Source organism: Streptomyces sp. 891-h (assembly GCF_022760275.1).
Taxonomy (GTDB): domain Bacteria; phylum Actinomycetota; class Actinomycetes; order Streptomycetales; family Streptomycetaceae; genus Streptomyces; species Streptomyces spirodelae.
Genome location: NZ_CP050693.1, coordinates 6,828,652 through 6,852,499, shown reverse-complemented (window position 1 = coordinate 6,852,499; position 23,848 = coordinate 6,828,652). Strand labels below are relative to the sequence as shown.

Here is a 23,848-nt window from a genome sequence, read left to right as displayed (position 1 = left end):
CGCGTCGACACGACGAGTCGGTCGGTCTGTTCCTCAGAAGGGAAGACACAGTCATGAGTGCCATGTACGAGAAACTGGTTGACATACTCGTCAATCACTTCGCCGTGGACCGAGGAAAGATCACCCCCGAAGCCACTTTCGAAGAGCTCAAGATGGACTCCCTCTTCCTCGTCGAATTCCTGCTGGTGATCCAGTCGGAATTCGATGTGAAACTCGACGACGACGCCGCGACGCTGACCGACACCATCGGCCATGTGGCGCGGCTGCTGGAGGACCAGACCAAGGCCACGGCGCAGTGACAGCCCCCTCACCCGTCGCCGTCACCGGGCTGGGGCTGGTCACAGCGGCCGGCATCGGGGTGGAGGAGACCTGGGAGGGCGTCTGCCGGGGCCGCTCGGCGGCGGCGAGGGACCCCCGCCTCGAAGGACTCCCCGTCGACATCTCGTGCACGGTGCCGGGTCTTGACCCGGCGCGGCACGTCGGCAGGCGCAGCCCCTTGATGCACGACCGCTTCATCCAGCTGGCGATCGTCGCCGCCCGCGAAGCCGTCGCCGACTGCGGACTCGACCCGGACACCTGGGACGGAGCCCGCGTCGGCGTGGTGGTGGGCTGCGGGCTCGGCGGTATCGGCACCATGGAGACCCAGCACCGCAGGCTGCTGGAGAGCGGCCCGGAGTCGGTCTCGGCGCTGCTGCTGCCGATGCTGGTACCCAACATGGTGGCGGGCCACCTGGCGATCGATCTGCGGGCCACAGGACCCAACTTCGTGACCGCGACGGCCTGCGCCTCGGGCGGTACGGCGATCGGCACCGCCGCGAGCCTGCTGCGCGACGGCTCGTGCGACGTCGTGCTGGCGGGCGGCACCGAGGCGAATGTGACGCCGCTGATGGTCACCGGCTTCAACCAGATGGGAGCGCTCTCGCGGCGGGTGGACGAGCCGGAGGCCGCCTCCCGCCCCTTCGACCAGGACCGCGACGGATTCGTCATCGGCGAGGGCAGCGGCATCCTCGTGCTGGAGCGGGAAGCGGACGCGGCGGCCCGCGGCGCCCGGGTCCGGGCGCGGCTGTCGGGTTACGGCGCCTCCGCCGACGCGCACCACATCACCGCGCCCGAGCCGGAGGGCGCCAGCGTGCTGCGGGCCGTGCACACCGCTCTGGGCCAGGCCGGGGTCGGTCCGCGCGAGATCCGGCACGTCAACGCGCACGGTACCTCGACGCCGCTGAACGACGCCGTCGAGGCGCGGATGCTGCGCCGACTGACCGGTGACGGTGCCGCCGTCACCTCCACCAAGGGGGTGCTCGGCCACACCCTCGGCGCGGCCGGCGCGATCGAGGCGGCCTTGACGGTGCTGGCCGTGGAGCGGTCCACGATCCCGCCGACCGCCAACCTCCGGCACCAGGACCCCGCCCTCGAGCTGGACATCGTGACCGGCGAGCCGCGCGAGGAGAAGGTCGAGGTCGCCATGAGCAACTCGTTCGGCTTCGGCGGCCAGAACGCGGTCCTGATCTTCACGCCCGGCAGTTGATGCCGTGCCCGACCGGAAGGAGGTGGCGCCGCCATGACGTTCACCGTCCCTGACAGCGATCTCGGCTCTCTGGAAGAGCGCGTGCAGACAGCGCTCAGGACCAGTGACGACTCCGCGCTGAACCTGCTGGGCTACGGCGAGGTGACCCTGGTGCTGGAGCTGGAGTCCGCGAGAGGTTCCTTCGCCTGCAAGCGGCTCCCGGTCTTCCCCGACGGCGCCCGGTTCCGCGACTACGAGCAGACCCTGTGGACGTATCTGCGGCGCCTGCGACAGGGAGGTGTCCGGGTCGCCGAGACCCGGCTGTGGCACCAGCGGCGGCCCGGGGGCGGGATCGTCGGCTACTGCGTCCAGGAGACACTGCCCCGCAAGCGGCTGTGCTCCAACCTCCTGCACAGCGAGAGCGAGGCGTGGGCCTCGGACTTCTTCGCCCGGTTCCTGGACCAGGTCGACGGAGCCGTCTCCCCCACCCTCGGGCTGGACGCACAGGCGTCCAACTGGATCGACCTGGACGGCGAGCTGCTCTACATCGATGTGACCTCTCCCCTGATGCGGGACGCCACGGGACGCGAACTGCTGGATGTGCGGCTGTTCTTCGCCTCGCTCCCCTGGCTGGTGCGCGACCTCGTCCGTATCGCCACGGCCAAGTCGATCTTCGACAAATTCTACTCGACGCGCGGCGTGGTCCTCGACTTCCTCGGCAACCTGCACAAGGAGCGCCTGACCGGGCTGATACCCGGCTTCCTGGAACAGGCCAACGCGCGCCTCGAGGCGCCCCTCACCGAGCAGGAGGTCGCCGACTACTACCGGTCCGACGCCCGTGCCTGGGCCCTCATCCAGCGGCTCCGCAAGGCCGACCGGCTCTGGCACCGGGCGCTGCGCCGCCCCTACCCGTTCCTGCTGCCGCCCGATGTCGACCGCTGACGCCCCACCCCGCGCCCTCGCACCGCCGCGCCCGGCCACCGGCGCGGCCCTGGGCATCGCACTCGATCCGGGCTCGCCGCTGCGCGTGTACCACCTCGCGCGGCGGCTGACCCTGGCGGTGGTGTCCATCGCCTGGCTGGACGCGGCCGGGGACGCGGTGCGGGAGCGGCTGGCGTCCCGTCATCTGACCGCGCACGAGGCGGCGTACGCGGCCTCGCTGCCGCTGCGGCAGCGGCGGTGCGAGTGGCTCGCGGGGCGGCTCGCGCTCAAGCACAGCGTCTGCGCCCACCAGTTGCGGCACTGGGGCAGGCTCGTCAGCAGCCGCCACATCCGCGTCGACACCGTGGTGGGCGGTATGCGGGCGGGAAAGCCGGTGGTGGACGCGCCGGTCGAGGTGGGGCTGTCCCACTCGGCCGGTCTGGCGGTGGCCGTCTGCGGTCCGCACGCGGTCGGCGTCGATCTGGAGCACCGGCGGGAAGTGCCGCCCCTGCTCGCCGAGTTGCTGCTCGCCGAGGGCGAACCGCATCCGACAGAGCCCGGGCAGCGGCTGCTGGCGGGGATGCCGCTGCCGTTGCGCTGGGCGTGCAAGGAGGCCGTGCTCAAGCACTACGGCTTCGGGCTCCGGGTCGACGCCTGCGAGGTGGCACTGACCGGGTGGCGGCCCGACGGCCGCTTCTCCTGGCGGGCCCGCTCCGGGCTGCTCCGGCACGCGCCCGCCGCGGCCGACGGGCTCGAGGAGAGCTGGGCGTTCGAGATCGACGGGTATTTCCTGGCCGTGGTGAGCACCTAGGGAGGAAGCATGCAGCCGACGGGCCCTGTGGCGCCCGAGCTGGAGCGGCGTTTCGGTGAGGCTCTCGCCGGGGCTGCCGCGGTGGCCGGCCTCAGTCCCTCGTCGCACAACTGCCAGCCCTGGGGCCTCGCCCGGCTGGTCAGCGAGGGCGCGCGGGAAGCCGCGGCCGCGCTGCTGGGCCGCGAGTGCGGGCGGGACGAGGAGTACCTGGTGCTCGCCCTGGACCGGCGCCGCGAACTGGTGGCCCTGCCGGCCCACGCCGTGGAGATGCGGGTGAGCTGCGGCGCCTACTGGCGGACGCTGTCGCGCGGACTCGCGGCACAGGGCTGGACCGCCTCCCGGATGGAGGTTTCCGGGAACGGCGCTGCCCTGCCCGTCCGGGGCTGGCCGCCGGAGTGGTCGCCGCTGTGCGTGGCGGCCCTGCGGTACGGCGAGGGGTCCGGCGAGCGGCTCGAGGACCTGCGCGCGCTCGCCCGCGACCGCCGTACCCGGCGCGGCCCCTACGGTACGGAGCCGCTCGCCGCCGGTCTCCTCGACGCCCTGCAGACCGCCCGGCCCGTCGCTCAGCCGCAATCGGACGCGGTGGTCGTCCAGCATCTGACGAGTCGTGACCAGCGCGAGGCCTTCGCCGCGTTCTGCGCCCAAAGAGCCGGACGGGACTTCAGCCACCGGCGGGCGTGGCGGGAGACCCACTCCTATCTGCGCTGGAGCCCCGCGCACGCCGGCGCCGAGGGGGACGGTTTCACGCTGCCGCAGCTCTTCGGTCCCCTCTCCCCCGCCCGGCACCTGGCCAAGCGCGTACTGCTCCATCCTCGGGTGCTGCTGCCGCTGTGCCGGCTGGGCTATCACCACCGGCTGGCCGGCGGACTCGCCGCCACCGTGCGCACCGGTACCCCCGCCCTGGTGGCCATGGGCTTCACCGCCGCACGGCCCCGGACTGCCGACGCGCTGGCCGGGGGCGCCCGGCTGGCGGACTACTGGCTGACGGCGACGGAGGCGGGTCTCGCGCTGCACCCGGTAAGTGTCGTGGTCCAGCACGAGGACCTCAGACGCGAGTTGCAGTCCCTGCTCGGTCTCGAGGGCCGGACGTTCTTCGTCAGCCGCCTCGGGCGGCCCGTGGACTCGGCGGCTCCGACGGCGAGACGTCCCGACGCCACGGCTCATCTGACGCTCTGACGGCCCGCCGGGGACGGCAGGGACGGCGCTTAGCGGCCCGGCGGGTACGGCGCTCCGCCGCCCGGCGGCGGGGCGGTGCGTCTGCCGAGCCCGGGGAGAGCGAGCGTTTTCCCCGCGCCGTCAGCCTTGCCAGGAGAACACGTCACAATACGGTTGTGTGAGGCAACTGGTTACCCCATTCCATGTGTTTGAATACTGTTCAACTACCCGCGATTCACTTACTCCCATTGCCCTGGCTACCACCGTCAGACCGTGTTAAAGTGACGCATTCCAGCGGACGGGGGACGGATGCTTATGAGGGTGTGGTTGTTGACGTATCGCTCAATTACCTGGACTTACGGCAAACCTCCCCGGACCCTCCCGCGGGAAGCACACGCGTTCGACAGACCCCCTCGGCACCCCGCCCGGGGGGGTCGGTCATGAGCGCCCGCATACTGATGTGCTGCGACAAACTCATCATGTGCGAAGGCATGCGTGCACTGCTCGAGCAGCACGACATGCAGGTCAGAGGGGAGACCTCGGTACAGCGCGCGGTGGCTCTCGCCGCCGAGGACCCGCCCGAGGTGATCGTCGTGGTGAGCCCGGTGCTCTCCGTCGACGACCGGAACGAGCTCACGGCCCTGGCGCGGCTGAGCAAAGTCCTCATGCTCGCCAAAGCGGAGAACATGCACCGCGCTTTCGAGGCATTGCGCGTAGGTGTACGCGCCGTTCTTTCCGTGGAAAGCTCGGTGGAAGAACTCATTCACGTGATCAGAACTCTTGTCGAAGTGGATGCGATTGTGGTGCCGGTCGCCGCACGGAAATCCGTGGAAATGATGGCGCGCAATTGCTGCTTACCCCCTGCGGCAAACACCTTGACCGGACGGGAGAACGAGGTGTTGCTGCTCCTGGCCCAGGGGATGGCCAACGACGAGATCGCCGAGAAACTGTCGGTCTCCAGTGCCACCATTCGCTCTCACGTTCATAATGTGCTGCACAAGCTCAGTGTGCGGTCACGCGCGCAGGCCGTCGCCGTCGCCTACGAGACCGGGCTCATCAACACGATCGAGCAGAAGGTCACCCGTCGGTGAGTAGCCTCCGTCCGCGCTGCGGCCCGCAACGGAGCGGGGCCGCCGGCCCCGGAGCGGGCCGCGGGGTGTCGCCCGGCCCGGAGCGGGCGGCAGCGCCGCCCGGCCCGCCCTGTGGCCCTCAGGCCGCGCGGTAGCCGGGCTCCAGCCGCTCGCCCGCCAGCTCGTCCACGACCGTCGCCAGCTTCTCGAACTCGGCCGCCAGCCCCTGGAACGTGTCTCCTTCCATATCCCTGCGGAAGTCCTCGCGGCTGCTGACCGAGATCACCTCGAAGTAGTGGAAGGGCGCGGCGGTTTCGGCCTCGACCCGCTGCACGTCGAAGGAGACGACACTGGGCAGCAAAGGGCAGGTGGCGTAGTCCGTCTCCCGCACCCATGATTCGAACGTGGCCCGGTCGACCCCGTCCCGCAGTCGGATGCGGTGAATGATGATGTCCATTCCTGTTCCCTTTCTCTTCCTGCACGACGGCCCCGCACACTGGTCGGCGCCGCGGTTTCACCGGCGCTTGGCGCTGCGCCGAGGAGGGTTGAGGCCGAGCGCGCGGGCCACATTGTTCTTCTGGATCTCGTTCGTTCCGGAAAAGATCCGGGCGGGCAGGGCATCCCGCAGGAGGGATTCGGCCTCGCCGTCCAGGACGCCGAGGGCGCCGCGCAACTGCACCGCGTCCAAGCCCAGTTGCACCGCCGCCTCGCTCACCGCGATCTTCGCCAGTGCGGGGCCGATCTCGTCGTCGGTGCCGTCGGCCAGCCCCCGGGCCGCCTTGTAGAGCAGCAGCCTGGCCGCCTCGTGGCGCGCCATCATGTCGACGACGCGGTGGCTGACGGCCTGGAAGGCACCGATCGGCGTGCCGAACTGCTCGCGCTCCCTGACGTGCGCGACCGTGGAGTCCAGTACCCGCTTCATGGCTCCCAGGTAGGCCGCGAACAGACAGGTGCGCTCCCACTTCATCGAACAGGAGAAGATGGCGGCGCCTGATCCCTCGGCACCCAGCACCTGCGTGTCGGGCACCAGGCAGCCGTCGAAGTAGACGTCGGCCATGGGCGAGCCGCGCAGTCCGACCTTGTCGTAGCGTTGGCCCACGCTCAGCCCCGGCGTGCCCGCCTCGACGACGAAGGTGGTCAGCCCGAAGAAGCCGCCGCCGGGGTCGGTGGCGGCCTGCACGACGAACAGGTCGGCGACCGGGGAGTTGGTGGTGAAGCACTTGTGGCCGTCGAGCCGGTAGCCGGCACCGTCCCGCGTGGCCCGGGTCCGCAGCCGCAGGGTGTCGGAGCCCGCCTCCGGCTCCGTGATGCAGTGCGCCGCTATGAGCTCACCCGAACCGAGCGCGGGGAGCCAGCGCTTCTTCTGCTCCTCGGTACCGAACTCCACGACGGGCATCACGGCGGCGAACAGGTGCGCGGCGACGGAGAACGCGAAGCCGGTGTCCTCGCAGCCGAACCCGAGGGCCTCCATCGTCGCCGCGGCCTCGACCGCGTCAAGGCCGCTCCCGCCGTAGGCACGGGGAACGCAGCTGCCGACGAGCCCCTGCTGTCCTGCCGAGCGCCAACGGCGGCGGAAGTCCTCGGTGTCGAACTCGGCAGGCGGGGTGAGCTCGCGCTGGGCGAAACGCACGACCATGTCGCGCATCTCTTCCGTTTCCGGTGAGAGGTCAAAGTCCATGGCTGTCCGTGTACTCCTCTAGGAGCAGGTGATAGTTGATGCCGCCGGTGCCGAAGGAGCTGACGCCCGCACGCCGCGGCCGGCCCGGCTCCGTGCGCCAGGGCCGCGCTTCGCCACAGACCCGGGCGGGGATCAGATCGAGTTCCAGCCCGGGGTCCACCTTCCGCAGGTTGGCGTTGGGCGGAAGGGTCCGTGCGCCGACGGCCAGCAGCGCCCGCAGCAGTCCCGCGGCACCGGCGGCCGCGAAGGTGTGCCCGAAGAAGGATTTGGCCGAACCGATCTCCAGCGGCGCCTCGCGCTCCGGGCTCGCGTAGACCTCTGCCATGGCGGCGGCCTCCACCCGGTCGCCCACCCGGGTGCCGGTTCCGTGCGCCTCCACGTAGTCGACGGCGCCGGGGGCGAAGTCGACCTGTTCGAAGGCCTGCCGCATGGCGCGCGACTGGCCTGCCGCATCGGGTGCGATGAGGGATTTGGCGTCGTTCGAGCCTCCCACGCCGCGCAGCAGACCGAGGATCGGATCGCCGTCGCGCCTGGCGTCGTCGTACCGCTTCAGGAGGAAGAGCGCGCAGCCGTCACCCGGGCTGAAGCCGTCGGCCGCCAGATCGAACGGGGTGATCTTGCCGTGCGAGAGCAGCCCCAGCGCCGAGCAGAGGATCATGTCGCGTGCGTTGCAGGGCAGTTCGACGCCGCCGGCGAGAGCGTAGTCCGCGCCGCCCGTCCGCAGCCGGCTGACCGCCATGTCCACGGCGGCGAGCGAGGAAGCGCAGGCGGCCTCCACCGCGACGGGTACGGCGGCCAGCCCGTACTCGTTCGCGATGAGCGCCGCCACACCGCTGGCCAGGCAGCCGTCGAGCGCCACCGGGGAATCGACGGACCCCGCCTCGCCGTACAGCTCACGGACCGACTTCAGCAGGGGCTCCACCTCCTCCCGGGACCACGGGGCGAGCGTGGAGAGGGAGCGCACGAGGTCCTCGAGCACATCCAGGCACAGCACCGTGTTCAGCTGCCGCTCCCGGGAGAGCCCCAGATTGCTGCCCACGGCCACGAGCCCGGTCCCGCTGAGGGTGCCGGCCGGCGCCGCCCCCCGGCGGGCGAAGAGTTCACCGGCCACGGCCAGTCCGACCCGCTGTGCCGCGTCCAGTGCCTGGTAGCGGCTCGGCGGGATACGCACCCCGGGTGGAGGTGCGCCGGGTACCGGCATCGGAGCGCCCTGCTCGGCATAGCTGCGGTTGAGGCCGAGCGCTTCCGGGCTGTGGTAGAGCTCCCGGTCGAGCAGCGCCCCGGAGACCGGCCGGATACGGTCCCGGCCGGACAGCGTCGCGGCCCAGAAGGCGTCGGCGTCGGCCGCGTCGGCGAACCGCCCGCCGAACCCGACCACGGCGATCGGCTCGGGACCGGCCGCCGTCCGCCGGGAGACGGCCACGCGCTGTCCCGTACGCCTCACCGGCCCCGCGCCCCCCTGATGTCCCGCGGACTGCTCCGGCTCCCGGATGCCCTCGGTGGCCCGGTGTTCCTGGACGACCAGCCGGCACACGGTGCCGGTCAGCGAAGCGCCGGTGACCACGGCGAGACGGGGTCCGCCGTCCGCGGGCCGCTGCCACTCCTCCGCCTCCGCGGCGGCACGGAACGGTGCATCGCCGACCGCACCGAACGGCGCCTCCGCGAGCGGGAGCTGCGGCCGCGCGCCGGCGTCCGTGCGCTGCGGTGGCAGCCGCTGGTGATGGAGCGCCAGCGCGACCTTGCTGACGGCGGCCACCCCGGCGTTGGCGAAGGTGTGCCCCAGCCGGTCCCGGACGGTGCCGGCGGGTACCGGGGCTGCCGCGCCGTCCGCGAGACCGGCCCAGGCCCCGGGCTCTCGCTCCGGACCGCGCCCGGTGTACTCCACGTACTGGACACGGGCCGCCGGCACACCTGACCGCCGCCAACTGGCGGCGGTGGCCCGCCGGTACAGCTCGGCCGAGGTCGGGTAGCGGAAGACGCCGGGGCGCGCGTCCTGCTGGAGGGTGCAGTCCAGCAGCGTCGCGTAAACCCGGTCGCCGTCGCGCTCGGCCGAGGACAGCCGTTTGAGCAGCAGCCCTCCCACTCCCTCGCTCACAGCGGGGCGGCTGTCGGCAACGGCCGGATCGCCGTGCGGGCGGCCGGGTCCGGCGGTGGACAGCCCCTTGGCCGCCAGGGCACGGGCGGGAAAGCGGCCCTCGCGGCACTGGCCTGCCAGCACCAGTACGGCGTCCGTGACCTCGCTGCGGAGGCTGTCCATCGCGTGTGCGATGCCCAGGTAGGAGGTGGCGTCGGCCGACTCCAGCGCCAGGGTCCGGCCGTGCAGTCCGAACGCCGCCGCCACCCTGGCCGGGATCGTGCTCGCCATCTCGCCGATCCGGTCGTGGGGCGAGGCACCCAGATGCCGCAGCGCAGCGGAGCGGAGTTCCTCCGCGGCACGGGGTGCGGCTCCGCCGAGATCGGGGTTCTCGGCGGAGGCCATCGCCCGCTCCAGATCGCGCGCGTACCGGCTGCTGGCCACCCGCAGGGCGTTGGCGTACTGCCGGTCGAGCCCGAAGCAGGTGCCGGTCACCACGTCCGTGCGGTCGGAGGGCAACGGCCGCTGCCCGTACCCGGCGTCGTCCAGGCACTGCCGCGCAGCCTCCAGCATGAGGAGCTGCATCCGGGCCATGGAGGGCGCCTGGGCCGGCGGGATGCCGAACCGGGCGACATCGACCTCGATATCGGCCAGGCTCTCGGGGGAGGCCGGGGTGCGCGGTGCGCCCGGGGCGTCCTGTGGCGTGGCCGCGGAGTCACGCGCTGTCCCCTCGGTGAGCAGCCGCCAGTAGTCGGCCACCCCTCGGGCCGTCGGGTAGAGCGCCGCGATGCCCACGACGGCGATCGCCTCGGGTGCGGCTTCCGCCTGGTCCTCACCGGTGCTGCTGCCCCGTCCCGCGTGCATGCCGGGCTGCTCCTGTTCCTCGTCGGGGGTGGTCATCCGGTCTCAGCCCGTCGGCAATCCGTCGCGCCCACGCTCCCGGTGGCCCCACAGCGCGCTGGGGTGGCCGAGCGAGGGGTCGTGCGCGAGGATCTCCGCGTGCCGGCGCTGCAGCGGTGCCGCGGGCTGGATGCCCAGTTCCTCGTCGAGGCGCCGCTGGGTGAGGCGGAACAGCTCCAGCGCGTCGCTCTGCCGGCCGGTCCGGTACAGGGCCAGCATCAGCAGTTCGCAGAAGCGCTCGCGCAGCGGGTACTGAGCGGCGAGCTGGCGCAGCTCGGCGATCGCCCGGGATTCGTCGCCCACGATCAGCCGGGCGCTCGCCAGGTCCTCCCAGACGGTCAGCCGCCGTTCCTCGAAGAGCGCTCCCGCACTGCGGCACCGCAGGCCGTCCCCGGCGTCGAGCAATGCGGGCCCGCGCCACAGTGCGAGGGCGGATTCCAAATGCCGCAGCGCGAGTTCCGGTGCGCCGGGAAGTGCGTCCGCGCCCCGCACCGCGTGGTCGAGAAACCTGTTTCCGTCGACGCGGCCCCGGGACACATTCAGAAGATAACCATTGGGTACGGCGCGCAGAATTGTGGCGTCCCCTGCGGGCTGGCCCAGCACTTTACGGACACGCGTGGCGTGCGCCTGCAGCGCGTTACGGGGATTCCCGACCGGGTGCCCCGCCCACAGTTCGTCGGCCAGTTCCACGTGCGAGACGACATGCCCTGGCTCCAGCGCCAGCGTGGCCAGCATGGCGCGGACCTTGCTGGCACGCACCGCGACGGTGCGCCCCTCGCAAGAGACGGACAACGGACCGAGTATGTCAATGTCCACAGCGTTGTTCCCCCATGACGCTTGAACTCGTGTACCGGCCGTAGCCGATAGAAGTCGCGCTCTGAATTCTTATGTGACTCGAATTACGTCACCCGCCGGGCAGGCCGTAAGGCTGTTGCACTGTCGCGCTCGCACTTTTCGTCGGCCCGCACCAGAAAGCGGAATTCAATATCAGCGCTTGTCCACAGAACCGTGGCTCGAAACCTGTTTTCTTCTCCGCCGATACCCTCTGTCGAGAGGGTCGGTTTCTTTCAGGCAAGCCATGCTTTCAGCCACACAGGAGGGTGTCACCCATCAACCGACTCGTTTTGCCCATGAACGGACGATCGAAGGCTCCGCTGCGGCTCAACCATTCGTTGAGCGGCGGCAAGATCACCTCAACGCAGCACCAGGGACCACAGCAAAGGGGGGCCATGGTGACCAACGGGGCAAAGAGGGCCGCGGTGCGCGCACAGCCCCCACCGCAGCACGAACATGCCTGAGAGCAGTACCACGAACACAGGCCCGGCGAGGCGCTACGATCGTGTCCCGATCACATGAGGTGACGTTCAGTCAGCAGCCAACAGGGGGTCAGCATGAGTCCGGTCGGACCTGATCACAGGAGATCAGCCATGCGCACCACCCCGGCACCCCCGGTCCCCGCGCCGACCGGCGGAAACCCCACCGCCGAGCCACCGCGGTAGAGCCGGGAGAGGCACCGTGTTCTATTACGTACTCAAGTATGTACTGCTGGGACCGCTGCTGCGGCTGGTGTTCCGGCCCCGGATCGAGGGCCTGGAGAACGTACCGGACGAGGGGCCCGCCATCGTCGCGGGCAACCATCTCTCCTTCTCCGACCACTTCGTGATGCCCGCGATCCTCAAACGCCGCATCACCTTCCTCGCCAAGGCGGAGTACTTCACCGGCCCGGGCCTCAAGGGCCGGCTGACCGCCGCGTTCTTCCACAGCGTGGGCCAGATCCCCGTCGACCGCTCCGGAAAGGGCGCCGGTCAGGCGGCCATCGACGAGGGCCTGGGGGTGCTCCGCAAGGGCGAACTGCTCGGCATCTATCCGGAGGGCACCCGCTCCCACGACGGGCGGCTCTACAAGGGCAGGGTCGGCGTCGCCGCGATGGCGCTCGGCGCCGGGGTGAAGGTCGTCCCCTGCGCGATGGTCGGCACCTTCGAACTGCAGCCACCGGGCCGGAAGGTGCCCCGTATGGGCCGGGTGACGATCAGATTCGGCAAGCCCCTCGACTTCTCGCGGTTCGCGGGGATGGAGCACGAGCGTACGGTGCTGCGCGCGGTCACCGACGAGATCATCCACGAGATCATGCTGCTGTCGGGTCAGGAGTATGTCGACATGTACGCGCCCGACGCCAAGGCGGCGCAGGCCGAGGAGCGGGCCCGGGAGAAGCAGGAGAAGACCCGCCAGAAGCCGACGAAGAAGAGCGGCGGTGCGCAGCGCTGAACTCAGCGCGGTCGCCGTACGCCTGGCGTGCGGCCGTGACGTCGCTGAGCTGGAGCAGCGTCGCTGAGCCGGTGGGCCGGGCGCGAGTTGGAGCACGAACAGCTGAGGGGCGGCCCGGACTCGTCCGGGCCGCCCCTCGCCTGCCGGCCTGACGCGGTCGCCCTCTCACGGTCGCCCTCTCACGGGCGAGCGCTCACGGGGTGGGCGTCGGCACCGCCGCGGCCCTGGCCTTGGCCGTCGCCTTGGCCGGGGACTTGACCGGCTGCGGCGTGGCGTGCGGTGCGCAGGTCACATCCTTGGCGTCGACGGTGCCCTCGAGGAGGTAGGCGTCGACCCGCTCGTTGATGCACGGGTTCTTCAGATTGGTGATGCCGTGCGAGCCCGCGTCCTTCTCGGTGATCAGGCGGGAGCCCTTGAGGCGCTTGTGCAGCTCGACACCGCCCGGGTAGGGGGTGGCGGCGTCCCGGGTCGCCTGGATCAGCAGGACCGGGTGCGAGGTCTTGGCACGGATCTCCAGCGCGTCGTGCTGCTTGAGCGGCCACACGGCGCACGGGTAGTTCATCCAGGCGTTGGCCCACGTCAGGAACGGGTACTTCTCGTGCAGCCGGGTGTTGTCCCGGTCCCAGGTCTTCCAGTCGCGCGGCCACTTGGCGTCGTTGCACTCGACGGCGTTGTAGACGGCGTTGCCGTTCTCGCTCCGCTTGTTGCCCGCCACATCGGACATGTCCGGTGCCGCGGCCTCGATCAGCGGCTTCTCGTCGCCCTTGAGGTAGGCGGACCACACGGAGGCGACGGCCGCCCACGCCGAGTCGTAGTAGGGCGCGCTCTGGAAGAAGCCCAGCAGTTCGGCCGGTCCGACGACGCCGCCGATGGGGTCCTTCTTCGCGGTGGCACGCAGCTCGCGCCACTTGGCCTCGACCTTGTCGGGCGTGGAGCCGATGCCGTAGACGTCGTCGTGCTCGGCGACCCACTTCTTCCAGTCGTCCCACCGGGTCTGGAAGGCGATGTCCTGGTCGAGGTTGACGTCGTACCAGATCTTCCGCCGGGACGGGTTGACCACGCTGTCGGTGATCATCCTGCGGATGTGGCCCGGGAAGAGCTCGGCGTAGACGGCGCCCATGTAGGTGCCGTAGGAGACGCCGAGGAAGTTGAGCTTCTTGTCGCCGAGCGCGGCGCGGATGACATCCAGGTCACGTGCCGCGTTGGGCGTGGTCATCTGCGGCAGCAGGTCGCCGCTGCGCTCCTTGCAGCCGTCCGCGTACTCCTTGGCGAGCTTGCGCTGGGCGCGCTTGTCGGCCTCGCTGTCGGGGACGGGGTCGTCCTTGGGTGCCTTGACCCACTCCTGCGGGTCGGCGCAGGAGATGGGCGCCGAGTGGCCGACGCCGCGCGGGTCGAAGCCCACGAAGTCGTAGGCGGTTGCGGCCTTCGCCCACAGCGGGTTCTTGTCCGGTATGCGGTTGGGGAAGCGCAGCCCGGAGCCGCCGGGGCCGCCCGGGTTGTAGACCAGGGAGCCCTGCCGCTTGTCCTTGCCCCCGGTGCTGCGCGCCCGGTCGACGGCGAGCTTGATCTTCTTGCCGTGGGGCTTGGCGTAGTCGAGGGGAACGGTGACCCAGCCGCACTCGACGCCTGCCTTGGTGCCCCAGTCGGCGGGGCATTCCTTCCAGTCGATACCGGCCCGCGCTGCGCGGGCGGCGGCGATCTTGACGCCCCGCGCCTCGGCGGCGCCGGAGCGCTTCGCCGTCCGCTCCTGAGCGGTGGTGCCGTCCGCGACGGCGGACGGCACGGATATGAGCCCCGCCGTGAGGGCTCCGGCGGCGATGGTGCCGGCGGCGGCGATGGCCGCCTTCCGTCTGTTCACGTCTCTCCCCCTCCGGGTACTGCCGAGTGTGACGGCGGTGTCCGTGACCACGGTGGTGGTCTTCAGAGGGGATCCTTCATCGTCGTCGGCGGTAAGGGACAGTGCAGGCGATCGTTCTTTACCAAGAAGTGAATGTCAGTGCGGAGTCGAGCACTCTCCGCAGTCGGAGCGCGTCCGGCGCGACGGCGGTGACCAGCACCCCCGGCCCCGCCAGCGGGGTCACGACCGCCGAATCGCCCAGTACCCGTGCCGGGAGGGGCTCTTGGGCCTGCTCCGGGCCGACCACGAGCAGCTGCCCCACCGCCCGGTGCCCGCCGAGGACCGCGCCACCGTCCCAACCCGGCGCGCCCGGACCGAAATCGAGCTGCTGGTCCAGCAGCGGGCGCCCGCCGCGGCGCACGGTCAGGCGAGTGCGCAACCGGCCGGACTCCTCGCCCGCGCGTCCCAGCACCTGCTCGTCCCGCAGCACGAGACGGGCGCCGGGCGACAGTTCGGCGCTCAGGTGCTGCCGCAGCTCGCTGCCCCGTACGGAGATCAGCGGCTCGGGCAGCCAGTGCAGCCGCCCGCCCTCGCCGACCTCCAGGTGCACGTCGTAGCGGGCGGGTTCGGCCGTGCGGCCCGGGAGCGCGAGGGTGGCCGCGCTGCCGTCGATCCGCAGCGCGGCACCCGGTTCGGCCCGTGCCTCGATGGTGATCCGGTCACCGCCCAGCGGGGCGCTCATCGCGCCGACGAGGGTCACCCGGGCCGTTGCCGGGTCCGCCGAACGGGTGCGGCGCGGTGCCACCGGTCCCCCGCCGGCCAGCGACGGCAGCGCTGTGCCACCCCGCCCGTCGGGTACGGCGGTGATCCGGGCGCGGGCGCTGACACCCGTGGCGGGAGCCGTCATGCCGTCGCAACCGCCCGCGCCGTCCAGGCGGTGAACTGCTCGCGCACCCACGCGGCGACCGGACGGGCCCCCGGCTCACCGCGCAGCGACTGGAAGAGCACCGGGAGTTCGCCCCGCTGCTGCTTCGCGTCCCGCGCCATGCCCTCCAGGTCCGAGCCGACATAGGGGGCGAGATCGGTCTTGTTGACGACCAGCAGGTCCGCCGTGGTGACGCCGGGGCCGCCCTTGCGGGGGATGTCGTCGCCGCCGGCCACGTCGATCACGAAGATCTGCGCATCGACCAGCCCCTTGGAGAAGGTCGCGGTCAGGTTGTCGCCCCCGGACTCGACCAGCACCACATCGAGCGGCGCCCCCTTGGCGGACAGCGCTGTCTCCAGGTCCTCGACCGCCTCCAGGTTGGCGGAGATGTCGTCCCGGATCGCGGTGTGCGGACAGGCGCCCGTCTCCACCGCGGCGATCCGCTCCGGCGGCAGCACAGCCTCGCGCAGCAGGAAGGCGGCGTCCTCCTGGGTGTAGATGTCGTTGGTGACGACGGCGAGCGAGAGCCGGTCGCGCAGCTCGCGGCAGAGCGCCGCGACGGTGGCCGTCTTGCCGGAGCCGACGGGCCCGCCGAGACCGACGCGAAGCGCGCGGCGGCTGCCGTCCGGCAGGGCCGCCGAGGCGCTGTACCGCTCGGGGTGGCCGGTGTGGGAGTGATCGAGGTGCACGGGTTTCTCCGGGGGTCGAGTCGAGTCAGAGCAAGTCGAGTCAGGGCGAGTCCGGGTCGGAACAAGTCCGGTGAGCGATTCCGGGTCAGGAGGCGAAGAGGCGTACCGGCCAGGTCGCGTGCTGCTCGGCGGTGATCTCCAGGAGCGGCGCCGAGGCGGCCGGAAGGTCCTCGACCGCTCCCCTGCCCGCGGTCTCGGCACGCCGGGCCACCTCGTCCGTCTCGGGCGCGAGCCGGGCCAGTAGGGCGGTGGCGTGGAACGGGTCGAGGCTCAGCAGGCGGACGGCCGCGGTCGCGGGCCCGCTGACGTTCTCGTACGCGGAGGCCTGCGCCGCCTCCAGCGGGCCGAGCCCCGCCGAGCGGGCCGCGAGCCCCAGCACCACGGGCTGGTGCACGCCCTGCGGGCGGGCTGCGGCCAGCTCGTCCAGTTCCGGCCCCGGCCAGGTGGCCCGGGCCGCGCGCATCAGTTGCCGGCCCAGCTTGCGAGCGGTACGGCGCAGCGCGGGCGAGGGAGTACGGGCATCGGCCGCCTCGTCCAGTACCAGAGGGTCGTGTCCGGCCGCGGCCGCGGCGGCGAGGGCCGCCGCGGTCAGCCCGGCCGTGTGCAGTCGGCCCCTGCAGAACTCCTCCAGGGTGGCCGCGTCGTGCACCCGGCCCGCCTTGACGGCGGCCTCGGCACCCTGCGAGTGGGCGTGCCCGCCTGCGGGGAACCGGCCGTCGGCGAGCAACAGCAGTGCGGCTGCACCAGCCATCGTGCGGACCTCCGTTCAGAACAAGAAGTACCGCTGGGCCAGGGGCAGCGTCTCGGCGGGTGACGGGTCGACCGGGGTGCCGTCGATGGTGACGGTGAAGGTGTCGGGGTCGACCCGTACCTCGGGCCGGGCGTCGTTGTTGCGCATATCGGCCTTGGTGACGGGGCGGGTGTCGCGGATGGCGACGAACCGCTTGGCGAGCGGGAGCCGGTCGGGGAGCCCGTCGTCCAGCGCGGTCCGCGTCACGAAGTTGACGGAGTTGCTGCCCGGGGCGCGGCCCTTGGCTCCGAACATGGGGCGCGGCAGCACCGGCTGCGGGGTGGGGATGGAGGCGTTGGCGTCCCCCATCTGGGCGTAGGCGATCTGTCCGCCCTTGAGCACGAGCTGCGGCTTGACGCCGAAGAACGCCGGGTCCCACAGCACCAGATCGGCGAGCTTGCCGGCCTCGACGGAACCGATCTCGGCGTCCATGCCCTGGGCGAGCGCCGGGTTGATGGTGTATTTGGCGACATAGCGCCTCGCGCGCAGGTTGTCGGCGCGCCCGTCGCCCGCGAGAGCTCCGTACCGCTCCTTCATGACGTGCGCCGTCTGCCAGGTGCGCAGCACCACTTCGCCGATGCGGCCCATGGCCTGCGAGTCGGAGGAGATGATCGAGATGGCGCCGAGGTCGTGCAGGGTGTCCTCGGCCGCGATGGTGCTGGGCCGGATGCGGGACTCGGCGAAGGCGAGGTCCTCGGGCACGGCCGGGTTGAGGTGGTGGCAGACCATCAGCATGTCGAGGTGTTCCTCGATGGTGTTGACGGTGTGCGGCCGGGTCGGGTTGGTGGAGGAGGGCAGCACGTTCGGCTCGGCGACGACGGTGATGATGTCGGGCGCGTGCCCGCCGCCGGCCCCTTCGGTGTGGTACGCGTGGATGCCGCGTCCGGCGATGGCGGCGAGGGTGTCGCCGACGAAGCCGGCCTCGTTGAGGGTGTCGGTGTGGATGGCGACCTGGGCGCCGGTCTCGTCGCAGACCGACAGACAGGCGTCGATCACCGCGGGGGTCGCCCCCCAGTCCTCGTGGATCTTGAAGCCGACGGCGCCGCCGCGCAGTTGGGCGAGCATCGCGGCGCGCGAGACGGTGTTGCCCTTGCCGAGCAGACCGACGTTGACCGGCAGCCCGTCCATACCCTCCAGGGTGCGCGCGGTGTGCCAGGCGCCAGGGGTGACGGTGGTGGCCTTGGAACCCTCGGCGGGCCCGGTGCCGCCGCCGACGAGCGTGGTGATGCCCGCCGCGAGCGCCACGTCGGCGAGCTGGGGGCAGATGAAGTGGACGTGGGCGTCGATGGCGCCGGCGGTGAGGATCTTCCCGTTGCCCGCGATGATCTCCGTCTCGGGGCCGATGACGAGGTCGGGGTGTACGCCGTCCATGGTGTCGGGGTTGCCGGCCTTGCCCAGTGCGGTGATGCGGCCGTCGCGGATGCCGAGGTCCGCCTTGACGACGCCCCAGTGGTCGAGGACGAGAGCGCCGGTGATCACGGTGTCGGGGGCGCCTTCGGCGCGGGTGGTGAGCGCCTGGCCCATGGATTCGCGGATGACCTTGCCGCCGCCGAAGACCGCCTCGTCGCCGGCGCGTCCAGGCCCGCCGGAGAGGTCGTCCTCGATCTCGACGAAGAGCGAGGTGTCGGCGAGCCGCACCCGGTCGCCGGTGGTGGGGCCGAACAGATCGGCGTACTCGGCACGGGAGAGTTCACGCATCGAGGGCGCCCCCCGCTGCCGAGCGCAGCCCCGCGACGATCCGCTTGCCGCCGATGGGGACGAGGGCGACCTCGACGGGGATGCCGGGCTCGAAGCGGACAGCGGTGCCGGCGGCGATGCCGAGCCGCTTGCCCCATGCGGCCTCGCGGTCGAAGTCCAGGGCGGGGTTGGCCTCGGCGAAGTGGTAGTGGGAGCCGATCTGCACGGGCCGGTCGGCGGCGTTGAGCACGGTCAGCCGGGTGACCTGGGCGCTCGCGTTGAGCGGCACGGGTCCCTCGGCGTAGTGGATCTCTCCGGGGATCATGGGCGACTCCTCGTCGGCGCGGTCAGGAGATGGGCTCGTGGACGGTGACGAGCTTGGTGCCGTCCGGGAAGGTCGCCTCGACCTGGACGTCGTGGAGCATCTCGGGAATGCCCTCCATGACGTCGTCGCGGGTGAGGACCTCCCGTCCCGACTCCATGAGCTGGGCGACGCTCCGCCCGTCGCGGGCGCCTTCGAGGACATGGACCGTGATGAGGGCGACGGCCTCGGGGTGGTTCAGGCGCAGTCCGCGGTCCTTGCGCCGCTGTGCCACGTCCGCCGCGACATGAATGAGCAGCCGCTCCTGCTCATGGGGGGTCAATTGCATACTCTCCACCTCATCGTCGTCGCCGGGCCCGGGATGCCGGGACGCTCGCTGCGACGACACACGCCCGGTAGATGTATCACACACATGCCATGGGGCCGCCAACTCCCCGGACATTACGGCAGCGCCGTTTCGCCGGTGTTAACACTCACCGGGCGTGGTCCGGCCCCGTTCAGGGCGATGACCTTCCGCTCTCCGTAACTTCCTGTCCGGTATGCGCTCTTGACGGGCCGGAGCGCCCGCAGCAGTCTCATGTCCGCGTCAAAAATTGCCGCACGCGCCGGACCGGATGCCCCCAGTGCGTACCGGCATCGCACACCAAGCCGCCGCTCCGGGCGGCATTGCCGCACCCGGCAACCCACCCCCCACCACCCCCACACCATCGGAGAGCTCAGCAGTGATACGCGGACACCACAGACACCAGCGCCGTGCTGCCCTCACCGCCTCGGCGAGCACCGTGCTCGCACTCGCCCTGCTCGGCGCGGGCGGCGCAGCCGCGCAGGCGGACCCCGAAGGCACCGCCGACCACCCCAGGAGCGGCGGCAGTTCCGGCGGCAGGGCGGCCGAGGCGCCCGATATCGACGTCGCCGCCGTACAACGGGATCTGAAAGACCTCCAGTCCATCGCCGAGGCCAACGGCGGCAACCGCGCCCACGGCCGCCCCGGCTACCGCGCCTCCCTCGACCACGTGAAGAAGAAGCTGGACGCCGTCGGCTTCAAAACCACCGTGCAGAGGTTCACCAGCGGTGGCGCCACGGGCTACAACCTGATCGCCGACTGGCCCAAGGGCGGCACGGACGCGACCGTCATGGCCGGCTCCCACCTGGACTCGGTCACCTCGGGCCCTGGCATCAACGACAACGGCTCGGGCTCCGCGGGGATACTGGAGACCGCGCTGGCCGTCGCCAAGGCGGATCTGAAGCCCGCCAAGCATCTGCGGTTCGCCTGGTGGGGAGCCGAGGAGCGGGGCATGGTGGGCTCGGCCCACTACGTCAAGAGCCTGTCGAAGGGCGAACTCGGCAAGATTGACACTTATTTGAACTTCGACATGATCGGCTCCCCCAACGCGGGCCACTTCGTCTATGACGACGACGCCGCTGTCGCGTCGGTCTTCAAGGACTGGTTCAGCACCAAGGGCGTGTCCACGGAGGCGTCCGAGGAGACCAACGGGCGCAGCGACCACGCCCCGTTCAAGCAGGCGGGCGTCACCGTCGGCGGCACCTTCACAGGCGCGGGCGAACGGAAGACCCAGGCGCAGGCGGCCAAGTGGGGCGGCGAGGCCGGCCGACCGTACGACCCGTGCTACCACTCGGCCTGCGACGACACCTCGAACATCGACGAGAAGGTGCTCGACCTGCACAGCGACGCCATCGCGCACGCGGTCTGGAAGCTCAGCTCCTGACCTTCGGCCCGCAGGGGCTCAGTTCTCCCGGCCCGGCCGCCGCTCCCCGGCGGCCGGGCCGCGGTGTTCGGCGGCGATCCCGAACCGCCGCGCCTCGCGCGGCACCGCGCCCTGGCCGATCTCCCGGAATCCGGAGACGGTGCTGATGATCTCCTCGGACTCCGGCTGCTCCCGCTCGGCGGCGTCCAGGGCCTCCAGGCGCTCCAGGTCGGCGGCGGAAACCAGTCCGACGAGCGGCTTTCCGTGCCGGGTGACCACCACGCGCTCCTCGCCGTAGACGACCCGATTGATCAGATCCGCCAGCTCGGCCCGCGCCTGCGTCACCGGAATCTCGTAAGCCATGCCGCCATTCTAGGGGCGAGCACGAAACCGCAGGTCAGAGCGGTATCACGGGCTCTTCTCGCCGACTGCCCCCGCTTCGCCTTCAGCGGAATCCGCCCTGCTCGGGGGGACGTTGGGCGCCGGCCGTGGCAGGCTGCTCCCCGTACGTTCTGTACGTCCTGTACATTTTCTCGCCCGAGAGCGGAGTGCGACGCCATGCGGAACCAGCCGACAGCCCCGACGGCCCGGTACGTCCTGCCCGAGTTCACCGAGCGCACCAGCAGCGGCATGCGGACGATGGATCCGTACTCCAAGCTGATGGAGGAGCGGATCGTCTTCCTCGGCACCCAGATCGACGACACCTCCGCCAACGACGTGATGGCACAGTTCATCCACCTCGAACACGCGGCGCCCGATCAGGACATCTCGCTGTACATCAACTCGCCGGGCGGCTCGTTCACGGCGATGACCGCGATCTACGACACGATGCGATTCGTCTCCTGCGACATCGAGACCGTCTGCCTGGGCCAGGCCGCCTCCGCCGCCTCCGTACTGCTGGCCGCCGGAACGCCCGGCAAGCGGCTCGCGCTGCCGAGCGCCCGCATCCTCATCCACCAGCCCTCGCTCCACGAGCCGCTGCGGGGCCAGGCGACCGATCTGGAGATCCAGGCCCAGGAACTGCTGCGGACCCGCGAACGGCTGGAGGAGCTCTACGAGCGCCACACAGGACAGCCGCGCAACAAGATCAGCCAGGACATCGAGCGCGACAAGATCTTCACAGCCCAGCAGGCCGTCGAGTACGGCCTCATCGACCGGCTCACCACCAGCCGCAAAACGGCGCCCGTCTCGCCGGTGCGGCGGTGAGGCACGGATGGACCGCCAGTGGCCGCCGGAGCTGCCACCGCTCCCCGCGCTGACCCGCGCCGAGTGCGAGGTGGTGGACGCCTATCTGGAGGTGCTGGACCTGCTCGGCCGCATCAACCCGGCACGCGGCCGCGACACCTACGGTGGACTGCGTGCCGCACAGGGCCTGGTCGGCAAGGCGGCACGACTGCGGGACGCGCTCGTAGTGATGCACGAGCGCGGGGAGAACGAACTGCACGCGGCCACCCTGGAGCGGGCGCTGCGGGTCCTTGACGGGGAGCGGCGGGCCGGGCTGGTCGGACCGCCCGACCCGAAGCCCGGTGAGAAGTCTTAGACCGCGGGGGAAGGTTTCCCCGCCCAGTCCCGCCCCGCCTCGCCTGTGCCGGGCAGGGGGTGCCCCTGCCCGGCCGTCGCGGACTGCGGGGTGTTCTCCGGCTGGGCGCGCAGCTCCCCGCGCCGCTTCGGGGCACTGGTCGAAATCCAGGTGACGACTGTCGGACCGGGTGCTTAGAGTGCCGACCATGATCTCGGCGAAGCTGACGCTCTCCCCGCCCACCGCGTAGGGCGGGCGGCCACGCGCGACTGCCGCGACGGACGGATGACCGTCCGCCGCGGGGGTCGGTGGTGCCCGCGGACGGGACCACCATCCGACCCTCCTTGCGCGGAGAGCACTCTTGTCGACATCTTCCGCCGGTTCCGCCGGCTCCTGCGGCCTGCCCGTCGGGCGTGGGCTGCTGTTCCTCGCCGCTGCCGGTGCCACCTGGGGCACCACTGGCGCGGCCATCGATCTCCTCTTCTCCTCCAGCGATCTGGGCCCTGTCGCCGCCTCCTTCTGGCGCTATGTCAGCGGGCTGGCGCTGCTGCTGACCGGGCGCGCCGTGCTGGTGCGGCTGCGTCCGCGCGGCGTTGCCACGGCACCCCGGCTGCGCCCGGGACTGCCCCGGTCCCGGTTCGCGCTGCGGCTGGCGACCGGGCTGCTGCTGGCCGTCTTCCAGACCGCGTACTTCGCCGCCGTACCGGCGACCGGAGTGGCCGTCGCGACCATCGTGACGCTGGGCGGTGCACCGGTGTTCGTGGCGCTCGGCGCCTGGCCCGCGCTGCGCGAGCGGCCCGGCCGGGGCGGCGCCGGTGCCGTCGCCGCCGCGCTGACGGGGCTGACCGTGCTGGTGCTGGGTGACGGGGGCGGCCAGGTGCGGCTGGGCGGTGTGGCCCTCGCGCTGCTGTCCGCGGCGGCGTTCGCCGGCTCGGTGCTGCTGGCCCGGTGGGTGGGCAGCGCCGGGCCGGCGGAGAGCTCCTTCACCCTCACCGCGTGGTCGTTCGGGGTGGGCGCCGTCGTCCTGCTGCCGTTCGCGGTGGCCGAGGGGATCTGGCCACACTCCGGTGAACCGCTGCGGGTGCTGCTGCTGTTGCTGTACGTGGGCGCGGTGCCCACGGCGCTGGCGTACCCGCTCTACTTCGCCGGTGTGGCAGTCGTACGTGCCGCCACCGCCTCGGTGGTCATGCTGATCGAGCCGGTCAGCGCGGCGGTGCTGGCAGTCGGACTGCTCGGCGAACGGCTGACGGTGCCGATGGTGGTGGGCACGCTGGTGCTGCTGAGCGCCGTGGTCTTCCTCACCCGTGCCGAGGCGGCGCGGACCGCTTAGGCTCCACGGGTGGACGAGCTGGCGAAGATCCTCGAAGCCGCCGCGCGAGGCGAATTCCCGCCCGCCGACGGCGGATTGACCGTACTGCCGCAGCCGTCACCGCGTGACGCGGGCGTGCTGGCGCTCACCGGCCATGCGGTCGTCTTCGCCGATGTGCCACCCGAGTGGATACGGCGCCAGGTCCCGCCGGGTGACCTCGGCGCTCCGCTCGGGCCGCCGTTCCTGACGGCCCTGTGCGCCCGTACCGGCCGGGAGGCGGGCAGCATCGACGTGCTGCTCGCCCTCCCGCCCGGGAGGGGCACCGCCGGGCACGGAACCGCCGCGGCCCGGGAGCTGGTGGAGACCACGGACCAGTCCCATCCGCGCGTGGTCAGAGCCCTGGCGCACCGTTCGGATGTGCGGGTATGGACGGCGGCGGACGGCGGGACGGTGCTGACCGGACGCGGTGTCGCGGGCCGCTGGGAGGTCGCCGTCGAGGTGGAGGCGGCGGCGCGCGGCACCGGCCTGGGCCGGGAGCTGGCCGCGGCGGCCCGGGCCCGGGCACCGGCGGACGAGACGCTGTGGGCGCAGGTCGCCCCGGGGAACGCGGCGAGCCTGCGGGCCTTTCTGGCGGCGGGATTCACCCCGGTCGGCGCCGAGGTGCTGCTCTCCTCGCCGGAGGTCCCGCGCTGAGCA

24 protein-coding genes are annotated in these 23,848 nt (G+C 71.6%); 12 read left to right on the top strand and 12 right to left on the bottom strand.

Annotated elements, in window-relative coordinates; all coding sequences use genetic code 11:
• Positions 1-53 precede the first annotated feature (53 nt).
• The 6 genes from HC362_RS30300 to HC362_RS30275 all read left to right on the top strand — a co-directional run bounded on the left by HC362_RS30300 (position 54) and on the right by HC362_RS30275 (position 5,482).
• Entirely contained in the window at positions 54-299 is a 246-nt protein-coding gene (locus HC362_RS30300; RefSeq protein WP_209267401.1) for an acyl carrier protein, read from the top strand.
• On the top strand, positions 296-1,525 hold the full coding sequence (locus HC362_RS30295; protein ID WP_243087354.1) for a beta-ketoacyl-[acyl-carrier-protein] synthase family protein: 1,230 nt from the start codon (positions 296-298) through the stop codon (positions 1,523-1,525). The genes HC362_RS30300 and HC362_RS30295 overlap by 4 nt, the downstream gene beginning before the upstream one ends.
• A 33-nt stretch (positions 1,526-1,558) precedes the next feature.
• Positions 1,559-2,446, top strand: a complete 888-nt coding sequence (locus HC362_RS30290; RefSeq protein ID WP_243087353.1) for a DUF6206 family protein — start codon at positions 1,559-1,561, stop codon at positions 2,444-2,446.
• Positions 2,433-3,236: a hypothetical protein gene (locus HC362_RS30285; protein WP_243087352.1), complete on the top strand. Its 804-nt coding sequence runs from the start codon at positions 2,433-2,435 to the stop codon at positions 3,234-3,236. The genes HC362_RS30290 and HC362_RS30285 overlap by 14 nt, the downstream gene beginning before the upstream one ends.
• 9 nt (positions 3,237-3,245) lie before the next feature.
• Positions 3,246-4,412 (top strand): RedV protein, encoded by a 1,167-nt coding sequence (locus HC362_RS30280; protein ID WP_243087351.1) that lies wholly within the window; start codon positions 3,246-3,248, stop codon positions 4,410-4,412.
• Between the two features lie 419 nt (positions 4,413-4,831).
• On the top strand, positions 4,832-5,482 hold the full coding sequence (locus HC362_RS30275; RefSeq protein ID WP_243087350.1) for a response regulator transcription factor: 651 nt from the start codon (positions 4,832-4,834) through the stop codon (positions 5,480-5,482).
• 118 nt (positions 5,483-5,600) lie between these two features.
• On the opposite strand, the gene HC362_RS30270 is transcribed toward HC362_RS30275, so the two are convergent.
• The 4 genes from HC362_RS30270 to HC362_RS30255 are packed head-to-tail and all read right to left on the bottom strand — an operon-like array spanning position 5,601 to position 10,905.
• The gene (locus tag HC362_RS30270; RefSeq protein WP_243087349.1) at positions 5,601-5,918 is read right to left on the bottom strand and encodes a RedY protein; all 318 of its coding nucleotides are present in this window, start codon (positions 5,916-5,918) and stop codon (positions 5,601-5,603) included.
• Positions 5,919-5,975: 57 nt separating this feature from the next.
• Positions 5,976-7,139, bottom strand: a complete 1,164-nt coding sequence (redW, locus tag HC362_RS30265) for an L-prolyl-[peptidyl-carrier protein] dehydrogenase (protein WP_243087348.1) — start codon at positions 7,137-7,139, stop codon at positions 5,976-5,978.
• A complete protein-coding gene (locus HC362_RS30260) occupies positions 7,129-10,113 on the bottom strand; it encodes a polyketide synthase (RefSeq protein WP_243087347.1) in 2,985 nt (994 codons plus the stop codon). Before HC362_RS30260 ends, redW begins: the two co-directional genes overlap by 11 nt.
• A 6-nt stretch (positions 10,114-10,119) precedes the next feature.
• Complete coding sequence (locus tag HC362_RS30255) at positions 10,120-10,905, bottom strand: AfsR/SARP family transcriptional regulator (protein ID WP_279240153.1); 786 nt, start codon at positions 10,903-10,905, stop codon at positions 10,120-10,122.
• A gap of 723 nt (positions 10,906-11,628) precedes the next feature.
• Between HC362_RS30255 and HC362_RS30250 the strand changes: the two genes are divergently transcribed.
• Entirely contained in the window at positions 11,629-12,378 is a 750-nt protein-coding gene (locus HC362_RS30250) for a lysophospholipid acyltransferase family protein (RefSeq protein ID WP_243087345.1), read from the top strand.
• Positions 12,379-12,571: 193 nt separating this feature from the next.
• Here the strand turns inward: HC362_RS30250 and HC362_RS30245 are convergent, their stop codons facing one another.
• The 7 genes from HC362_RS30245 to HC362_RS30215 form a co-directional block, all read right to left on the bottom strand.
• On the bottom strand, positions 12,572-14,236 hold the full coding sequence (locus HC362_RS30245) for an alpha/beta hydrolase (RefSeq protein WP_243087344.1): 1,665 nt from the start codon (positions 14,234-14,236) through the stop codon (positions 12,572-12,574).
• Between the two features lie 118 nt (positions 14,237-14,354).
• Positions 14,355-15,122, bottom strand: coding sequence for an urease accessory protein UreD (locus tag HC362_RS30240; protein ID WP_243087343.1), 768 nt, complete (start codon positions 15,120-15,122; stop codon positions 14,355-14,357).
• Positions 15,119-15,829, bottom strand: a complete 711-nt coding sequence (gene ureG / locus HC362_RS30235) for an urease accessory protein UreG (protein WP_243087342.1) — start codon at positions 15,827-15,829, stop codon at positions 15,119-15,121. Before ureG ends, HC362_RS30240 begins: the two co-directional genes overlap by 4 nt.
• Before the next feature lie 85 nt (positions 15,830-15,914).
• On the bottom strand, positions 15,915-16,580 hold the full coding sequence (locus HC362_RS30230) for an urease accessory UreF family protein (protein WP_243087341.1): 666 nt from the start codon (positions 16,578-16,580) through the stop codon (positions 15,915-15,917).
• Between the two features lie 15 nt (positions 16,581-16,595).
• Positions 16,596-18,317 carry an urease subunit alpha gene (locus tag HC362_RS30225; protein WP_243087340.1) on the bottom strand — a complete coding sequence of 574 codons (1,722 nt, stop codon included), beginning with the start codon at positions 18,315-18,317 and terminating at the stop codon, positions 16,596-16,598.
• Positions 18,310-18,621 carry an urease subunit beta gene (locus tag HC362_RS30220; RefSeq protein WP_243087339.1) on the bottom strand — a complete coding sequence of 104 codons (312 nt, stop codon included), beginning with the start codon at positions 18,619-18,621 and terminating at the stop codon, positions 18,310-18,312. The genes HC362_RS30225 and HC362_RS30220 overlap by 8 nt, the downstream gene beginning before the upstream one ends.
• 22 nt (positions 18,622-18,643) lie before the next feature.
• Entirely contained in the window at positions 18,644-18,946 is a 303-nt protein-coding gene (locus tag HC362_RS30215) for an urease subunit gamma (protein WP_243087338.1), read from the bottom strand.
• 397 nt (positions 18,947-19,343) lie between these two features.
• Between HC362_RS30215 and HC362_RS30210 the strand changes: the two genes are divergently transcribed.
• The gene (locus tag HC362_RS30210) at positions 19,344-20,345 is read left to right on the top strand and encodes a M28 family metallopeptidase (RefSeq protein WP_243088883.1); all 1,002 of its coding nucleotides are present in this window, start codon (positions 19,344-19,346) and stop codon (positions 20,343-20,345) included.
• An 18-nt stretch (positions 20,346-20,363) separates the two neighbouring features.
• Here the strand turns inward: HC362_RS30210 and HC362_RS30205 are convergent, their stop codons facing one another.
• Positions 20,364-20,687 (bottom strand): type II toxin-antitoxin system Phd/YefM family antitoxin, encoded by a 324-nt coding sequence (locus tag HC362_RS30205; protein ID WP_243087337.1) that lies wholly within the window; start codon positions 20,685-20,687, stop codon positions 20,364-20,366.
• Between the two features lie 195 nt (positions 20,688-20,882).
• Between HC362_RS30205 and HC362_RS30200 the strand changes: the two genes are divergently transcribed.
• The 4 genes from HC362_RS30200 (at position 20,883) to HC362_RS30185 (ending at position 23,845) form a co-directional block, all read left to right on the top strand.
• Positions 20,883-21,530: an ATP-dependent Clp protease proteolytic subunit gene (locus HC362_RS30200; protein WP_243087336.1), complete on the top strand. Its 648-nt coding sequence runs from the start codon at positions 20,883-20,885 to the stop codon at positions 21,528-21,530.
• Between the two features lie 7 nt (positions 21,531-21,537).
• The gene (locus HC362_RS30195; RefSeq protein ID WP_243087335.1) at positions 21,538-21,864 is read left to right on the top strand and encodes a hypothetical protein; all 327 of its coding nucleotides are present in this window, start codon (positions 21,538-21,540) and stop codon (positions 21,862-21,864) included.
• Between the two features lie 340 nt (positions 21,865-22,204).
• Positions 22,205-23,173, top strand: coding sequence for an EamA family transporter (locus HC362_RS30190; protein WP_243087334.1), 969 nt, complete (start codon positions 22,205-22,207; stop codon positions 23,171-23,173).
• A 9-nt stretch (positions 23,174-23,182) separates the two neighbouring features.
• Entirely contained in the window at positions 23,183-23,845 is a 663-nt protein-coding gene (locus HC362_RS30185) for a GNAT family N-acetyltransferase (RefSeq protein WP_243087333.1), read from the top strand.
• Positions 23,846-23,848 lie beyond the last annotated feature (3 nt).

Excerpts from the sequence above, each read along its gene's own strand:
- HC362_RS30300 (WP_209267401.1), top strand. The coding sequence starts at position 54 with ATGAGTGCCATGTACGAGAAACTGGTTGACATACTCGTCAATCACTTC.
- HC362_RS30290 (WP_243087353.1), top strand. The coding sequence starts at position 1,559 with ATGACGTTCACCGTCCCTGACAGCGATCTCGGCTCTCTGGAAGAGCGC.
- HC362_RS30285 (WP_243087352.1), top strand. The coding sequence starts at position 2,433 with ATGTCGACCGCTGACGCCCCACCCCGCGCCCTCGCACCGCCGCGCCCG.
- HC362_RS30280 (WP_243087351.1), top strand. The coding sequence starts at position 3,246 with ATGCAGCCGACGGGCCCTGTGGCGCCCGAGCTGGAGCGGCGTTTCGGT.
- HC362_RS30275 (WP_243087350.1), top strand. The coding sequence starts at position 4,832 with ATGAGCGCCCGCATACTGATGTGCTGCGACAAACTCATCATGTGCGAA.
- HC362_RS30270 (WP_243087349.1), bottom strand. The coding sequence starts at position 5,918 with ATGGACATCATCATTCACCGCATCCGACTGCGGGACGGGGTCGACCGG.
- redW (WP_243087348.1), bottom strand. The coding sequence starts at position 7,139 with ATGGACTTTGACCTCTCACCGGAAACGGAAGAGATGCGCGACATGGTC.
- HC362_RS30260 (WP_243087347.1), bottom strand. The coding sequence starts at position 10,113 with ATGACCACCCCCGACGAGGAACAGGAGCAGCCCGGCATGCACGCGGGA.
- HC362_RS30240 (WP_243087343.1), bottom strand. The coding sequence starts at position 15,122 with ATGACGGCTCCCGCCACGGGTGTCAGCGCCCGCGCCCGGATCACCGCC.
- HC362_RS30230 (WP_243087341.1), bottom strand. The coding sequence starts at position 16,580 with ATGGCTGGTGCAGCCGCACTGCTGTTGCTCGCCGACGGCCGGTTCCCC.
- HC362_RS30225 (WP_243087340.1), bottom strand. The coding sequence starts at position 18,317 with ATGCGTGAACTCTCCCGTGCCGAGTACGCCGATCTGTTCGGCCCCACC.
- HC362_RS30220 (WP_243087339.1), bottom strand. The coding sequence starts at position 18,621 with ATGATCCCCGGAGAGATCCACTACGCCGAGGGACCCGTGCCGCTCAAC.
- HC362_RS30215 (WP_243087338.1), bottom strand. The coding sequence starts at position 18,946 with ATGCAATTGACCCCCCATGAGCAGGAGCGGCTGCTCATTCATGTCGCG.
- HC362_RS30205 (WP_243087337.1), bottom strand. The coding sequence starts at position 20,687 with ATGGCTTACGAGATTCCGGTGACGCAGGCGCGGGCCGAGCTGGCGGAT.
- HC362_RS30200 (WP_243087336.1), top strand. The coding sequence starts at position 20,883 with ATGCGGAACCAGCCGACAGCCCCGACGGCCCGGTACGTCCTGCCCGAG.
- HC362_RS30195 (WP_243087335.1), top strand. The coding sequence starts at position 21,538 with ATGGACCGCCAGTGGCCGCCGGAGCTGCCACCGCTCCCCGCGCTGACC.